At 35.7% G+C, this 15,297-nt stretch carries 17 protein-coding genes and 4 pseudogenes; 8 read left to right on the plus strand and 13 right to left on the minus strand.

The window, feature by feature from the left end; all coding sequences use genetic code 11:
* Window positions 1-267: 267 nt before the first annotated feature.
* On the minus strand, window positions 268-951 hold the full coding sequence (locus AAGD74_RS01440; RefSeq protein WP_338482519.1) for a P44/Msp2 family outer membrane protein: 684 nt from the start codon (window positions 949-951) through the stop codon (window positions 268-270).
* A gap of 287 nt (window positions 952-1,238) precedes the next feature.
* Between AAGD74_RS01440 and AAGD74_RS01445 the strand changes: the two genes are divergently transcribed.
* The 3 genes and pseudogenes from AAGD74_RS01445 (at window position 1,239) to AAGD74_RS01455 (ending at window position 2,650) form a co-directional block, all read left to right on the plus strand.
* Window positions 1,239-1,415, plus strand: coding sequence for a hypothetical protein (locus AAGD74_RS01445; RefSeq protein ID WP_236514703.1), 177 nt, complete (start codon window positions 1,239-1,241; stop codon window positions 1,413-1,415).
* The gene (locus tag AAGD74_RS01450; RefSeq protein WP_155969141.1) at window positions 1,400-1,765 is read left to right on the plus strand and encodes a transposase; all 366 of its coding nucleotides are present in this window, start codon (window positions 1,400-1,402) and stop codon (window positions 1,763-1,765) included. The genes AAGD74_RS01445 and AAGD74_RS01450 overlap by 16 nt, the downstream gene beginning before the upstream one ends.
* 33 nt (window positions 1,766-1,798) lie before the next feature.
* Window positions 1,799-2,650, plus strand: a pseudogene (locus AAGD74_RS01455) (IS630 family transposase).
* 54 nt (window positions 2,651-2,704) lie between these two features.
* Here AAGD74_RS01455 and AAGD74_RS01460 read toward each other — a convergent pair.
* The 6 genes and pseudogenes from AAGD74_RS01460 to ruvA all read right to left on the minus strand — a co-directional run.
* Window positions 2,705-2,980, minus strand: a pseudogene (locus AAGD74_RS01460) (transposase); the annotation flags it as partial.
* Window positions 2,981-3,925 (minus strand): annotated as a pseudogene (locus AAGD74_RS01465) (IS481 family transposase); the annotation flags it as partial.
* A 175-nt stretch (window positions 3,926-4,100) separates the two neighbouring features.
* On the minus strand, window positions 4,101-4,736 hold the full coding sequence (locus AAGD74_RS01470) for a transposase (RefSeq protein WP_341810686.1): 636 nt from the start codon (window positions 4,734-4,736) through the stop codon (window positions 4,101-4,103).
* Entirely contained in the window at window positions 4,720-5,049 is a 330-nt protein-coding gene (locus AAGD74_RS01475; protein WP_007548762.1) for a transposase, read from the minus strand. Before AAGD74_RS01475 ends, AAGD74_RS01470 begins: the two co-directional genes overlap by 17 nt.
* Before the next feature lie 430 nt (window positions 5,050-5,479).
* Window positions 5,480-6,454, minus strand: coding sequence for a Holliday junction branch migration DNA helicase RuvB (gene ruvB / locus AAGD74_RS01480; protein ID WP_077188597.1), 975 nt, complete (start codon window positions 6,452-6,454; stop codon window positions 5,480-5,482).
* Window positions 6,451-7,023 carry a Holliday junction branch migration protein RuvA gene (gene ruvA, locus AAGD74_RS01485; protein ID WP_077188598.1) on the minus strand — a complete coding sequence of 191 codons (573 nt, stop codon included), beginning with the start codon at window positions 7,021-7,023 and terminating at the stop codon, window positions 6,451-6,453. The genes ruvB and ruvA overlap by 4 nt, the downstream gene beginning before the upstream one ends.
* A 653-nt stretch (window positions 7,024-7,676) precedes the next feature.
* On the opposite strand from ruvA, the gene AAGD74_RS01490 reads away from it, so the two are divergent.
* The 3 genes from AAGD74_RS01490 (at window position 7,677) to AAGD74_RS01500 (ending at window position 10,027) form a co-directional block, all read left to right on the plus strand.
* Window positions 7,677-8,509 (plus strand): IS5-like element ISWpi1 family transposase gene (locus AAGD74_RS01490; protein ID WP_338482219.1). Its coding sequence is split into 2 segments (ribosomal slippage): window positions 7,677-8,046 and window positions 8,046-8,509, totalling 834 coding nucleotides; the frame shifts between segments, so codons are not numbered across the junction.
* A gap of 109 nt (window positions 8,510-8,618) precedes the next feature.
* Window positions 8,619-9,630 (plus strand): IS630 family transposase gene (locus AAGD74_RS01495; protein ID WP_265029767.1). Its coding sequence is split into 2 segments (ribosomal slippage): window positions 8,619-9,080 and window positions 9,082-9,630, totalling 1,011 coding nucleotides; the frame shifts between segments, so codons are not numbered across the junction.
* A 70-nt stretch (window positions 9,631-9,700) separates the two neighbouring features.
* Entirely contained in the window at window positions 9,701-10,027 is a 327-nt protein-coding gene (locus AAGD74_RS01500) for a transposase (protein WP_341810765.1), read from the plus strand.
* A gap of 104 nt (window positions 10,028-10,131) precedes the next feature.
* Here AAGD74_RS01500 and AAGD74_RS01505 read toward each other — a convergent pair whose 3' ends face one another.
* The 4 genes from AAGD74_RS01505 to AAGD74_RS01520 are packed head-to-tail and all read right to left on the minus strand — an operon-like array spanning window position 10,132 to window position 12,443.
* On the minus strand, window positions 10,132-10,773 hold the full coding sequence (locus tag AAGD74_RS01505; RefSeq protein ID WP_077188434.1) for an SURF1 family protein: 642 nt from the start codon (window positions 10,771-10,773) through the stop codon (window positions 10,132-10,134).
* 1 nt (window position 10,774) lies between these two features.
* Window positions 10,775-11,251 (minus strand): bacterioferritin, encoded by a 477-nt coding sequence (gene bfr / locus AAGD74_RS01510; protein ID WP_341810687.1) that lies wholly within the window; start codon window positions 11,249-11,251, stop codon window positions 10,775-10,777.
* 59 nt (window positions 11,252-11,310) lie between these two features.
* The gene (locus tag AAGD74_RS01515; protein WP_077188432.1) at window positions 11,311-11,805 is read right to left on the minus strand and encodes an RDD family protein; all 495 of its coding nucleotides are present in this window, start codon (window positions 11,803-11,805) and stop codon (window positions 11,311-11,313) included.
* A complete protein-coding gene (locus tag AAGD74_RS01520; RefSeq protein ID WP_077188431.1) occupies window positions 11,805-12,443 on the minus strand; it encodes an HAD family hydrolase in 639 nt (212 codons plus the stop codon). Before AAGD74_RS01520 ends, AAGD74_RS01515 begins: the two co-directional genes overlap by 1 nt.
* A gap of 167 nt (window positions 12,444-12,610) precedes the next feature.
* On the opposite strand from AAGD74_RS01520, the gene AAGD74_RS01525 reads away from it, so the two are divergent.
* Both AAGD74_RS01525 and AAGD74_RS01530 read left to right on the plus strand, forming a co-directional pair.
* Window positions 12,611-13,435: a hypothetical protein gene (locus AAGD74_RS01525; protein ID WP_341810688.1), complete on the plus strand. Its 825-nt coding sequence runs from the start codon at window positions 12,611-12,613 to the stop codon at window positions 13,433-13,435.
* Window positions 13,436-13,866: 431 nt separating this feature from the next.
* Window positions 13,867-14,699 (plus strand): annotated as a pseudogene (locus tag AAGD74_RS01530) (IS5 family transposase).
* 2 nt (window positions 14,700-14,701) lie between these two features.
* Here the strand turns inward: AAGD74_RS01530 and AAGD74_RS01535 are convergent.
* On the minus strand, window positions 14,702-14,974 hold the full coding sequence (locus AAGD74_RS01535; RefSeq protein ID WP_341810689.1) for a transposase: 273 nt from the start codon (window positions 14,972-14,974) through the stop codon (window positions 14,702-14,704).
* Window positions 14,958-15,287 carry a transposase gene (locus AAGD74_RS01540; protein ID WP_007548762.1) on the minus strand — a complete coding sequence of 110 codons (330 nt, stop codon included), beginning with the start codon at window positions 15,285-15,287 and terminating at the stop codon, window positions 14,958-14,960. Before AAGD74_RS01540 ends, AAGD74_RS01535 begins: the two co-directional genes overlap by 17 nt.
* Between the last annotated feature and the right edge of the window lie 10 nt (window positions 15,288-15,297).

Raw genomic sequence — 15,297 nt, forward strand, 5'->3', positions numbered from 1 at the left:
AATTCAAGCTTTGATTTGAAAAAAGTAAAAATTTTCCATCTAATTTCTTGGAGACAGTAGGCCGCAGTGTTAGCTAATTGGATAACATCATGTAACTTTAGATGATATTCTACCAGTACAATGGTAAACGTTATAGCTTAAACACATAGCAAATAGTGTTATTCCAGTGCCTTGACACTGGAATCCACATTTCTTTTTTCTAGATCCCAGTGTCATGCTACTTGGATGACAAGAAAAAACCCACTGGGATAACAAGATTGAGATAGACTAGAAATTAAACGCTACTCCAGCTTCTGCACCAACAGTGCTGTAAAGAACTTTGAGTTCCCCTTTGCCGTCTTTGTCAGTTTTATCAAAGTTAGCACCATAAGAACCGAAATAGCGAGCTCCAGCGTAAAGTTTGACTTCTGGAGTTACATCGTAACTAACACCAGCTCTTGCTTGACCAGCAAAAGCAAATTTATCATTTTGACTACTCACAGCAGTTGCCAAAGGTGTGCTAATATACGCTGCACCAACGCCAACACCAATATATGGAGTGATAGGCATATCTTCAATTGCTATATCGTAATAAACGTTAACTAGTCCTGAAATTGCTGTTAAACTGTCTGCAATAGTATCTGGCGTAAATTTTGCATCTGTAACATCATTTTTGTTTAGGTATGAATAAACTCCTTCAACATCAACCCTGATGTCGTCCATTTTGTAACCAAACGCACCACCACCAGCTATAAAAGACGCTTTTAATGGACTGTAATCACTATTGCCTTTCTTATAGGTAATACCATCAACTTTTGTGAAAAGAGGTAAAATTTCACCGTTGTATTGCAAACGAACGTAGTAGCTAGTTTCTTCATCACTTATTGGACCAACAGGATCTGAAAAAGCAGAGTTTGATAAACTTAGCAACGTTGCTAAAGCGGCTGCTGAAAAAAACTTTTTATAATGCATAATTGTCCTCGTAAAAAAAATTAAAATTCCACTTTAGCAGTCTAAGTAACAACTAAAGTTAAGTCAAGTGCTAACTTAATAACACAAAATATCCTACATTTTAACTAATTTTTAGGAGAAGACAAAGATTTTATTAATGAATAAATAGAGTTACACGACTTTTTTACTCTTGATTTTTTGGTATAGCTAACATAGGTAAGATTTACTATCGAAAGACCTCGTCATTCCGCTGCTTGTTAGTGGATGAGATACCGCGAATGAATCCATAACTACACGAACATTGCAATTTGAGTCTACCAGGAGGGCAATGCCTCTTATTCAAGTACCCTCTTCTTGTCATCCCAGTGCGTGACACTGGGATGGCTTTGTTGCATCGCTCAAGTGAAAAGAACTGGCAGTTACTGACAAAATTCATTATAAATAGCCATTTAACTGTTGAAGAAAAAATATGCCACAAAAAATGAGAGTCAGTAACTGCCATGAATATAACAAATTTCTCCAAGAAAGAGGAAGCATTTTTTGTTATATCAATGACGCCATAGAAAATTGGTACGAGAATTGTCCAAAAATGCAGGGCGGCAACTATATTTATAGTGATAAAGTTGTGATTTTGGTGCATATAATCGTCAGTTTCTTTAGAATTGGTTTAAGACAAACAGTCGGGTTTATAAAAGGGTATTTGCAACAAATAGGAAGAGATTTGGCAGTTATCAGCTATTCACAAGCATCAAGAAGGTTTAAGAAACTTAATATTAAGATAAATGATTGCAGAATTGATAAAAATATAGCTCTTTCCATAAAAGTCCGGATGTGATAGGATAAGGGTAGATGATGATAAGGAGGTTGAATGCCAGCAGCATATAGTTATGATTTAAGAAAAAAAGCAATGGAAGCGCTAGACGAAGGAGAAAGCAGAGAAACAGTGGCAGCAAGATTTAAGATTGGACGAACTACTTTATGGGAGTGGCAGCAAAGAAGAAAAGAAACAGGAGACTTTCAATCAAAAAAACTTGGAAATGGGGGTTACAATCACAAAATTACCGACTGGGGTACCTTTGCCAAATTTGCCAGAGAACACGGAGGAAAGACTCTATCGGAAATGGCTAAACTTTGGAACAACGTTAGTATCCAAACGATCTATCGAGCCCTTAAAAAAATTGGATTTACGCGCAAAAAAAGACATATGGATACAAGGAAAGAAACGAAGAAAAACGTGCTGAATTTTTGAAAATTATAGCGACAAAAGAACCTAAAAACTTAGTGTATATAGATGAGTCTGGCATTGATAACACCGAAGACTACCCCTACAGATATTGCCAGAAAGGACAGCGGTTTTATGCCTTAAAATCTGGAAAGAAAACTCAACGAATCAGTATGGTTGCAGCCTTAAGTGGAAGAAAGATAGTTGTTCCGTTAACCTTTGAAGGCCACTGTAATATGGATGTTTTTAATGGATGGTTTGAGCAATTTTTGACACCGATCTTGGAACCTGGACAGACTGTCATTCTTGACAATGCTACTTTTCATAAGTCTGATAAAGCTTGCTAAAGGGGTTGGTGCAGAAATTTTGTATCTGCCGCCTTATTCTCCAGATTTCAACAAAATTGAGCATCATTGGTTTGCTATAAAAAACAGAGCCAGGAAAAACATTCCTCTATTCGAATCCTTTCGTCGTGCTGTTGATTCTGCCTTCCTATGACCTGTTCGGACTATTATGAGAAATGCTATAGAGGTTGTCCGGAAACTAGTAAATTCAAGCATATTCCCTCTTTAACATAACCCTACTCATAGCTAGGTATATGAAATTCTCAGTGGATGTTGTGAGTAAATCATACTCCTTCGATAGCCTTCTATTCCTATTAACCCAAGCAAAAGTCCTTTCTACAACCCATCTTCTTGGCTGTACTTTAAACCCTTGTTCTCTTGTTGGTAGTAGCTCAGGTGGCGTATCTTTGTGCACCCAAAATCTACATGGAGGCCTTGTAACAATTTCAATATCTATGTCATATTCTTCCTTTATGTGATTCTTGTATGGTCCCAGAGTGTGATGGTGTGGATTTAGTATAAATAATTCTGGAGACTGTGTCCACTGATAACATATAAATTCATAAGGAGTAAGACCCTTAAGAGTTTTGAGTCTCTTTGCATAATTATAAGCCATAACAAAGTTATAAAGGTGTTCTTTAAGTTGCTGGTGCGATTGATAGTAATACTTCTTAACTGTAGCATCCTTTAAAGTTTTATTCATACGCTCGACTTGCCCATTCGTCCAAGGATGGCTAACTTTTGTCAAACGATGTTCAATAACATTCTCTTCGCAAACTCTATCAAATATATGTTGGAAAGCATACTTATGACGCTTCTGGTTTGTAAATTGTATACCGTTATCTGTCAAAATAGTATGGATTTTATACGGTAAAATTCTAATCAAATTACGTAAGAACTCAGCAGCTATGGGTTTTGTAGCACTGTTACACAACTCAACATAGGTAAATTTGGATGTCCTATCAATAGCAACAAACAAATGTAATTTGCCCTCCTCAGTTCTAACTTCAGCAATATCAATATGAAAGTAACCGATAGGATATTGTTTGAATTTCTTTTTTGACTTAACTTCTCCATCAACAGTTGGTAATCTGCTAATGTTGTGTCTTTGTAAACAACGATGCAAGCTAGAGCGAGTCAAATGCGGAATTGTAGACTGCAGAGCGTAAAGGCAATCATCTAGTGGCAGTAGTGTATACTTGCGAAATGTAACTATTATAGCTTCCTCTTCTAGCGTTAAAACAGTTGATCTTGGATGCTTTGGACCCATATCAGCATCTTTCGTAAATGAACGTTTTCTCCACTTAATAATAGTTTTTGGATTAAGGTTATAATGCTTGGAGAGTTTTGCTATGCTCTCTTTTCTATTTTGTATTGCTCTACGAATCGTCTGTGTTGTTTTGGCGCACCCATGTAATATCTGTCCCATAATGACTCCTTAAATGATGATGATAGTATACCATCACTCTCTGGGACCATACATCTAAGTATAAAAGTAGCCGTTTTATGTTAAAACACAACGTTCTTGATGAGATTACGGCAAGGCTGGATTCCAGTGGGCTTTGTTGCATCGCTCTTCGGATAGTAGGTAACGTACAATAAATTCATGAAGCTATCTCAAACTTAGCCATGCCTATTTCAATAAATTTGTTAAGCAAATAACACTTGAGTAGCAGTTCCTTCTCACGATTAATTTCAGATTTGCTCCTAAAACTAAACCCAAATATTCGCTTCAACCTTGAGAAAAATCCTTCAATATACGATCTTTTTCCGTAATTTACTTCTTCTTTCCATCTTTTTATACCATTCTCACCATGTAATTTCATTAACTGAATAGCGGCATTTCTATCAAGCATATAATCCAATTTTGGATGCTCTGCTGCGTTGTTTTTCGGAGGAATTTTCGTTTTTATACCATATTGATTACACAGCTTATAGAGCTTTTCTCTGTCATATGCCCTATCTGCATATAGTACTTTTATGACATACTGAAAATCGACTTCTTTTAGCAAATCACAAGCTCCATAGTGATCAGAGTAGACACCGTTACTGTATTTTACAGCTATGGCTTTTTTGCTGTTTGTATTCAACATTACATGCAATTTTCTTGTCTGTTCATAGCTGCGATACTTTCTATCTTCGCTATTTTCTTTGCTATGACCAGGAGTGTTGTTGTATATACTAATTCCTGTACTGTCTATAGCAATTTCGATATCTTCCATATTATTTTCTGCAATCATTGATCTTAATATTGAGTTTCTTAAACCTTCTTGATGATTGTGAATAGCTGATAACTTGCAAATTTTTCCCAATTTGCTCAAGGTATCCTGCTATAAACCCAACTGTTTGCCTCAGGCCTATTCTAAATAAACAAGTTATTATGTGCACCAAAATTACAACTTTATCGCTATAAATATTGTTGCCACCTGGTATTTTTGGACCATTCTCGTACCACTTTTCTATGGCTTCGTTGATATAATGAAAAATATTTCCTCTTTTTTCTAGAAATTTGTTATATTCGCTATGGTTACTGACCCTCATTTTTTGTGGCATATTTTTTCTTTCAAGGTTAAATGGCTATTTTATAATGAATTTTGTCAGTAGCCACCAGATTTTTCAGTTGCTATGCAACAAAGCCATTCCAGTGTCAAGCACTGGAATGACAAGAGGGGAGCTACTTGAATGACAAGAAAATGGTACTGGCATAATAAGAAAGAAACACTGAGATGGTGAAAGAAAGAATATACGCGAGCAGCACCCATAGGGTAGCGCGTGACGCTGGAATCCAGTTTTTTCCTATTACCACAAACCGTAGCTTCATTAGTTAGAATAGCATAACTAGCGAGTACGAAACGGAGAAGTTTTAATTTGAACTACAGTTTCAGTGCTATTTAACATATATGCCTTCATACGCAAAAATGCCAGTATATGATACTATGCCAATCAATATATAATTGAATTATGGTAGAAAAGCTCTCTAATATTAAAGGCTCAAATACTCCTTTGCTTGGTCAGTTAAAACGCGTCCTCTTGGTGTGCGCTTTACAAAACTAATTTTGATTAAATAAGGTTCTACTGTTTCTTCAATATTGCCAACATCCTCAGATAGTGCAATAGATATAGTGTCAATTCCAACAGGTCCTGAGGTGTTGAATAAAAATCTTAGATAATTCATATCAAGTTTATTGAGTCCCATTTTATCTACACCCAATTTTAGTAATACAGAATCAGCGACTTCATAAGTGATTTTTTTATCATCTTTCACTTCAACAAAATCCCTTATTCTTCTGAGTAACCTCAAAGCAATTCTTGGAGTGCCGCGCGCACGGCAGGCAATTTCCCGTGCTGCATCCTCTTCAATTTCAGCAGAAAGAACTCTTGCGCCTCTTTTTATAATATTAACCAGCTCCTCAAAGGAATAAAACTCAAGATGCAAAGGAATGCCAAAACGATCTCTGAGTGGCGCAGAAAGTAATCCAAGCCGTGTTGTTGCTCCAATTAGCGTAAATGGTGGTAGATCTATCCTTAAAGTGCGAGTAGATGGGCCTTCACCTACTAATATGTCCAGGCAGAAATCTTCCATAGCAGTATATAAAACTTCTTCAATGCTGCGATTTAATCTATGGATTTCGTCGATAAATAGGACATCTTTTGCATTTAAAGTGGTAAGCACTGCGGCCAAGTCTCCAGCTTTACTAAGTAAAGGACCAGAAGTTGCGCGAAAGCTAACTCTTAATTCTTTAGAAACAATTTGTGCTAAAGTTGTTTTGCCAAGCCCTGGAGGACCGTACAATAAGACGTGATCTAAAGCTTCAGTTCTCGTCTGTGCAGCGTTTATAAACACTTTTAAATTTTGTATTAAGTCTTTTTGTCCGACAAAATCATCAAGTTGTTCAGGTCTGATGTTGATATTGCGCGCATCTTCAGTATATTCTTTACCGCACGATATTGATTTCATAATGTTGAGAGCTCCTTAAGCGCCATGCGAATAATATCCTTAGTGTCCAGATTTGGCCTGTATTTTTTTATCGTATCATAAGCTTTCATTTTTTCATACCCAAGATTGATCAATGCTGAAAGGGCATCTTCATTGATTGGATGAAAATTATTGTTATTTATTTCTAGTTTACTCACTTTGCCACTCAATTCAGTGATGATTCGATTTATGAGTTTCAGGCCAAGTCCACTCATCTTGAGTGTTACTTTATCCTCATTCATAATTGCCAAAAATAGCTGTTCTGGAGTTAATTTGCCCAAAATTGACATTGCAGTTTTATAGCTAACGCCGCTTACTTTGACAAGCAACCTCAAGCACTGCTGTTCTTCTTCGCTTATAAAACCATATAGCTGAGCGACATTTTCTCTGTTATTTGCATAGGTTTCGATAAGTAATTTAACTCTACTTCCGATGGAACATGCATTTAAAGTTTTGGCAGAAAGGTGCACTATATAGCCAACATCATTCACGTTCAGGATTATGTGATCACTGCGCACTTCATCAACTATTCCGCTTAGATTTCCTATCATTTTTAGCACTGTATAGGGTTCAGTTTAAATACTCCTGGATCTTAGGTCAAGCAAACGAACATTATAACAGGGAAACGTGGCTAAAAAACCACTTGACAAACTCCGCCAGCCCCCTTATCATAAACACTGAAGCTATTTATTTATCTTCTCTGTACAGATTAAATGACAAAAAAACTCACGTATCTGGCGTATCATGTTTAATTTTTTGCACTATGTGCACCTTATGTCTTTATAAAACTTCTAGGTTTTTACCTAATATAAGCTGAAACGCGCTTATAAAGCGTTTAAAACATAAAAAAACGCCAACTTAAAAAATGGATAGTGAATAACTAGCTACCCTAGGGTTTCTTTTGCCTTTTTTTCTGTTTAGTAAATTTCTTAACGTTTATAATTTAGATTAGTTGCGGTTTAAAAGTAGCTGAATCGCGGTTATTAAGTGTTTAGAATAAAAAAACGCCATACTTGAAAGTATAATGTAAGTAATTAGCCAATCATGGGGCTTTTTTTGCCTTTTTTTTCGTTTGGTAAATTTCTTAATGTTTATAGCTAAACGACAACCGTCATCCCGCTGCTTGTTAGCGGGATCTATGCTAAGAGGTTGTCCGGAAACAAGTAAAAGGCTATAATATCTGAAATTTTAGTACGGGGTAAAGATGAGAAAAAAGTATCCAACAGATCTAAGCGAAAGGGAATGGGCAAGAATAGAAAAACACTTCAGAGTATCATACAAGAAAGGAGGAAGGCCGCCAAAGTATAGCAAAAGAGAAATATTAGAAGCAATTTTCTATGTATTGCGTACAGGGTGTCAATGGCGGTATTTACCAAATGATTTTCCGCTATGGAAGACTGTGTATGAGCAGTTCAGGCAATGGAAGAAGCAGGGAATTTTTGAGAAAATGAATTATGAAATTACAAAATATAGTAGAAGAAAAATAGGAAGGAATGAGCAGCCGAGTGCCTGTATAGTAGATAGTCAATCTGTAAAGACTACAGAAAAGGGGGGATCAAAGGCTATGATGGAAGTAAAAAAGTAAAGGGTAGAAAAAGGCATATAATTACAGACACTCAGGGTTTTATACTAGGTTGTTACGTAGGCGCTGCTAACGAAAATGATAGAGATGGTATTAAAATAGCATTAAACAATATGAGAACAAAATATACTAAAGTTAAAAAAATGTGGGCTGACATGGGATACCAAGGAAGAAATTTAAAGAATCACACAAAGGAAGAATATGACATAGATATTGAAATTGTTACAAGGCCTCCATGTAGATTTTGGGTGCACAAAGATACGCCACCTGAGCTACTACCAACAAGAGAACAAGGGTTTAAAGTACAGCCAAGAAGATGGGTTGTAGAAAGGACTTTTGCTTGGGTTAATAGGAATAGAAGGCTATCGAAGGAGTATGATTTACTCACAACATCCACTGAGAATTTCATATACCTAGCTATGAGTAGGGTTATGTTAAAGAGGGAATATGCTTGAATTTACTAGTTTCCGGACAACCTCTTATACCAATTCCCATTACAGGGCAAACAGATGGACAATGATGGAAGAAAAGCCATACTGAAGTAAGTAAAATAGCGAGGTTTAAATGGCATTAAGATCAAAATTATTGGATGAAAAAGTAGTAGAATCAGCAAAAGAAATGCTGAAGAAAGTAAGGAATAATGCATATGTTTCAAAAAAACTAAATGCTGTAATTGCAGCAAAAAAGTACAGTATAACGGCTGTAGCAAAAATATATTGCATTTCAAGAAGCGCACTAACTTCGTGGGTAAAACTCTTGAAAATTGGCAGAGAAGAAAAACTGTTTGCTCCTTCACAACGTCGTAGAAAAACTAAATTAAATCAGGCTCAACTACAGCAAATTGAAGAGTGGATAGAAGAAAATCCTAATATCACCATTAAAGAAATGAGAATAAGAATCCAGGAAAAGTTCGGATTAAATATCAGCAAATCTACAGTACACCGCCATATGCAAAAGATGAAATTCTCATATATTACACCAAGACCAGTTCATAATGGACAAGATAAAAGCAAACAAGAGGAATTCAAAAAAAAATCTCAATGGAGCTATTAGCAAGTATCCAGAAAAAGAGCTATTTTTCTTTGATGAATCACGGTTTGGCACACATTCAAAAGTCGGACATGGGTGGTTTAAAAAGGGGATTAGAACACAGGTTAAAACAAAATTAGGTAGGCAAAATTTCTATCTCTATAGTGCAGTTAATCCTAGAAATGGAGAGAGTTCTAGCTTATTTGCACCAAATGTCAACACTGATTGCATGAACATATTTCTTGAGCAAATTTCGCAATATCTAGAAACACGAGAGGCTTTTCTCGTTATGGACTGTGCTAGTTGGCATAGGTCAAAAAATTTAAAGGTACCTAAAAATATCGACATTATATACCTACCTCCATACTCACCTGAGCTAAATCCTGTTGAGAGGCTTTGGTTATATATAAAACAGAACATTTTGCGCAATAAAATATACGATACAATTGCTCTACTTGAGGGTGCTTTGTGCAAATTTATTACTTCTCTTGCCAGCTCCACAATTAAACAACTCTGCAATGTTTCCTATTTGACTGGACAACAATGAGAATTGGTATCAGTATGTCATAAAAGTACTATATGCAGATAGGGCATATGACAGAGAAAAGCTCTATAAGCTGTGTAATCAATATGGTATAAAAACGAAAATTCCTCCGAAAAACAACGCAGCAGAGCATCCAAAATTGGATTATATGCTTGATAGAAATGCCGCTATTCAGTTAATGAAATTACATGGTGAGAATGGTATAAAAAGATGGAAAGAAGAAGTAAATTACGGAAAAAGATCGTATATTGAAGGATTTTTCTCAAGGTTGAAGCGAATATTTGGGTTTAGTTTTAGGAGCAAATCTGAAATTAATCGTGAGAAGGAACTGCTACTCAAGTGTTATTTGCTTAACAAATTTATTGAAATAGGCATGGCTAAGTTTGAGATAGCTTCATGAATTTATTGTACGTTACCTACTATCCGAAGAGCGATGCAACAAAGCCATGCCAGTGTCACGCACTGGCATGACACCCATTTGTTCCTATAGTTGTCTTTTTTCGTCTACCTTATTTTGCCACCCTGCTGAACAGATACATTGAGGTTTTGCCTATAGTAAATTACGCACATAATCAACCAAGTTAAGGAAAGTGCAAACCAAGTGATTGCATATTCCAAATGCTTCATTGGCTGTATAGCTACTTTGCTGCCAAAATTGTTCGGCCACAATACACACTTCTCTAGCTTAATACCTAACTCATTGGAAATTTCTTCTGTACTCAGGGTAAACCATGTATTCGAAGCAGTATCGTTCTTGATAAACCAATTTTTACTTTTATTGCTATCGCAATATAAAATTCCATCTGCAACTACTTTTTCAATTTTTACTTTTTTCTCCTTTTTTTCTCTAACTATTCCTTTATTCACCAACATGTAACGTCCAGTGGTGAGCAACATAGGAGACAGCACGTGATAGCCGTGTTGCCCTGCAAAAACATATAGTTCTATATCACTTAGAATCCCATCAATCTTGACATGCCTATAGTTAAATTTTTCAAGGTCGTTATTGGGCAATAGATGAACCACTGGAAGACTCATACTTTTAATAATATTATTCTTCCAGTTCAATCTGAATATTTGCCATAACCCTAATAAAAAAAGAAGTGAGCAAGGTATAATTAAAATAAATACTATCTTTTTTAACACTCTATATTTGTGTTCTTAAATAGTTTTCAACACCCATTAGTTCAATAAGACCGATCTGTTTCTCAATCCAATGAAAGTGCTCTTCTTCATTTTTTAACATCTCTTCTAATAACATTACACTAACAAAATCCTTTTCTTTCTCAGCGATAGAAATCGTTTCTTTGATATCCTTAATACCTTTTCCCTCTAATTTCAAATTAGCTTCTAAGATTTTCCGTATTGTGTCTTTTGTAAACTTTCCATCATACTTTGATATTTCGTTTGTATCCTGAAAATTTGGGACTCCTTTAAATAACAAAATTCTTTCTGCCAACTTGTTTGCATGTTCAAGTTCTTCGTTAAGCTCATTTTTTACCTTTTCTGCAAGTCTATTAATTCCATTGTTTTTGAGAATCGCAAAATGCAAAAGATACTGGCGTACAGAAGTCAGCTCATTGGTCAATAATTTGTTCAAATGTTTTACTATCTCTTCATTCATAATCTTCCCTTAGTTCAATTCATCAGCATAATTTATATGATAACGATAGTTATAGCAACTCATTTAATAGTTCCTTTGATAACAACCGTATTAAATAGCATGTCGTGGTATGTCTGTTTTTTCTTAGAGAAGCAAGCAACTAGATACCAGCAGAGAGTGAGTAGCACTATAATTACTTTCAATGCACTCAAGACATTCACTAATACTTCCTGATCTCGCAAAAATTCAGTAAGGACAACTACTACACTGTTTAACAAAGGAAGAAAAAACTGGGAGGAGCTTCTGTCAAACGCTAAATTCAAGTCTATTTTAGAATTATCTAAATTGATAGTATACATATTCATTAACTGTTGACCGGGAGTTGCTTGGGCCTTTGAAGATATAAAATATGTGAAGTAACTACAATTTACACACATGTATGATAGATGTAAGATCAACGGAGAATCCTCTAATAGCAGTATAATTAATAAAGTTGGAATTAATAAAATTGCTACATCTATTAAATACGCGCAAAAGCGTCTTGTTATACTGGCAATCTCTGTAACAGCGGTCATTACCTATCTTCTAAATACTTTATTACAAAATCTGTAAGTTTATCAAAATGTTGAAAACATAACAAATCTTCATAACCGCTTATTGATTGACCGTATATAATAGGTAAACAATTGGCATTTTGTGCACACAGAACATCTGTGATGCTATCACCAACGAAAAACACATTTTCTCTATTTATAGGCAACGTACTCTCTTCTAATGCAAATAGCAGTGGGGTTGCAGATGGTTTATCTTCTGCAGTATCGCATGACCCAACCACTCTTTCAAAGTAAGAATCTAGTTTAAAATAGGTAACTTCTTCACGTAAATTAGTATTTTTCTTATTACTTACTATTGCTAGATAAACATTGTGGCTTTTCAGTGTCTGCAACATTTCCTCTACTCCTTGATTCAGAGCAATGTTTTGTAATAGCGCATTATCTAAGTATTGTTGATATATGTGATTTGCTTTTTTCCACTGATCGCCAAACAAATTGACCATATAGCTCTTTCTCGACTCATGGGAATTTCTATCAGCAGCTTTATTACTATACCCCATTGAGTTTATGGTATGCTTAATAGCATTAAAAATGTTATCTTGAGTGTCAACTAAGGTATTATCCCAATCGAATACTACTACTAATGGGCTATCTTTCATTTCTTACATAATTATACATTTTAACTTAATAAGTAAATAGCATTTTAATGAAAAAGATATAAATAGGACGCCCTTGATAAACACTTTTTACCACAAGTTATGTTAACTGTTTTTTATATAATTAGCTAATATACTGATTATATGATATGTTTTAATAGGTAACAGGTATGGCCCAGACATCTAAAGAAAGTGTTGAAAAAAAGTTTAAAGATGTTTTTGAACGTTCTCCAGGTGCTTTTCCAGAAGGTACCTCATTAGAAAAGAAGGTTAATTATATCGCAAAAGGAACAGAGGCTGTAAAAGCTGTGAAAAGTAAGGAGCTTGAGAACAAAATGAAAAACGTTGCAGAATTGAGTCAGAAATTTGAAAGTCAAAAAGGACGTGCAGATGAAAAAGTACGTCAAGATTTTGAAAGAATTGCTGAGCTTGACCAACAATATAAAGGGAAGGGCATCTTCACAAGTGAAAAAGTTGCAGAGCCAAAAAGTGACAAAAAACTCCAAGACACTCCGAGAAAAACTACAACAGCAGTTAAAGACCTTGAACATAATACACAAAAAAAGACTACTGAAGCTTCTGTGCAAACAGCATCAGAGCACGATTCACAAACCGTTAATCCCTCAGTGAGCAAGAGTTCTGTAAAAGAGAAGCTCAACACTGAGCCGGACAAAAAAGATAACACGCCTCAACCACAAGAAAATCAAAAAGAAGAAGGGTTTTTGAGTCTTCTGAAGCGCTTTGTTAAGAAAATATTAGAAAAATTTTTAGGTGAAGGTGAAAAGGATGTAGAGAATGCTCGTGGCATGAAAGAAGATGCTCAAAGAGATACGTCAAATAACGAAGAGCAACAAAAGAGTAAGCAGCTTGATGAAATTTTAAAGGACAAAAGTGTAAGCGAGGGTTTGAAGCAGGCAACAAAGCTTGAGAACCCGGCAATAACGCCTGTTAATACTCCTAAAGTGAATGAAGTAAACACGGGTCGTGAAAGGTGATCCGCTTTCAAGCTTCATTATACCGCCACGAACCGTCATACCGCCGCGGTATCTCATCCGCTAACAAGTAGCGGGATGACGATTGTCAGGGTGTCATCCCAGTGTCCCTATGATGTCATCCCAGTGCCCTGACTACTTGGATCTAGCAAGCTTTGCTTGCAAATAAGTCTAATACGCGTCGCGTTTTATGCCAAAACACAATTGGAGTTACATGCAAAATAGATCCCAGTGTCAGCTACTCGGATGACAAAAAAAGGAGCACTGGGATGACACCATTTGTTGTATTTAACAAAGTTCGTACTTAGCTTCATGTTAGCTATAAACATTAAGAAATTTACCAAGCGAAAAAAAGGCAAAAGAAGCCCCAGCTAAGAGGTTGTCCGGAAACAAGTAAAAGGCTATAATATCTGAAATTTTAGTACGGGGTAAAGATGAGAAAAAAGTATCCAACAGATCTAAGCGAAAGGGAATGGGCAAGAATAGAAAAACACTTCAGAGTATCATACAAGAAAGGAGGAAGGCCGCCAAAGTATAGCAAAAGAGAAATATTAGAAGCAATTTTCTATGTATTGCGTACAGGGTGTCAATGGCGGTATTTACCAAATGATTTTCCGCTATGGAAGACTGTGTATGAGCAGTTCAGGCAATGGAAGAAGCAGGGAATTTTTGAGAAAATGAATTATGAAATTACAAAATATAGTAGAAGAAAAATAGGAAGGAATGAGCAGCCGAGTGCCTGTATAGTAGATAGTCAATCTGTAAAGACTACAGAAAAGGGGGGATCAAAGGCTATGATGGAAGTAAAAAAGTAAAGGGTAGAAAAAGGCATATAATTACAGACACTCAGGGTTTTATACTAGGTTGTTACGTAGGCGCTGCTAACGAAAATGATAGAGATGGTATTAAAATAGCATTAAACAATATGAGAACAAAATATACTAAAGTTAAAAAAATGTGGGCTGACATGGGATACCAAGGAAGAAATTTAAAGAATCACATAAAGGAAGAATATGACATAGATATTGAAATTGTTACAAGGCCTCCATGTAGATTTTGGGTGCACAAAGATACGCCACCTGAGCTACTACCAACAAGAGAACAAGGGTTTAAAGTACAGCCAAGAAGATGGGTTGTAGAAAGGACTTTTGCTTGGGTTAATAGGAATAGAAGGCTATCGAAGGAGTATGATTTACTCACAACATCCACTGAGAATTTCATATACCTAGCTATGAGTAGGGTTATGTTAAAGAGGGAATATGCTTGAATTTACTTGTTTCCGGACAACCTCTGAAAATCGACTTCTTTTAGCAAATCACAAGCTCCATAGTGATCAGAGTAGATACCGTTACTGTATTTTACAGCTATGGCTTTTTTGCTGTTTGTATTCAACATTACATGCAATTTTCTTGTCTGTTCATAGCTGCGATACTTTCTATCTTCGCTATTTTCTTTGCTATGACCAGGAGTGTTGTTGTATATACTAATTCCTGTACTGTCTATAGCAATTTCGATATCTTCCATATTATTTTCTGCAATCATTGATCTTAATATTGAGTTTCTTAAACCTTCTTGATGATTGTGAATAGCTGATAACTTGCAAATTTTTCCCAATTTGCTCAAGGTATCCTGCTATAAACCCAACTGTTTGCCTCAGGCCTATTCTAAATAAACAAGTTATTATGTGCACCAAAATTACAACTTTATCGCTATAAATATTGTTGCCACCTGGTATTTTTGGACCATTCTCGTACCACTTTTCTATGGCTTCGTTGATATAATGAAAAATATTTCCTCTTTTTTCTAGAAATTTGTTATATTCGCTATGGTTACTGACCCTCATTTTTTGTGGCATATTTTTTCTT

Source organism: Wolbachia endosymbiont (group A) of Campoletis raptor (genome assembly GCF_964026755.1).
GTDB lineage: Bacteria > Pseudomonadota > Alphaproteobacteria > Rickettsiales > Anaplasmataceae > Wolbachia > Wolbachia pipientis.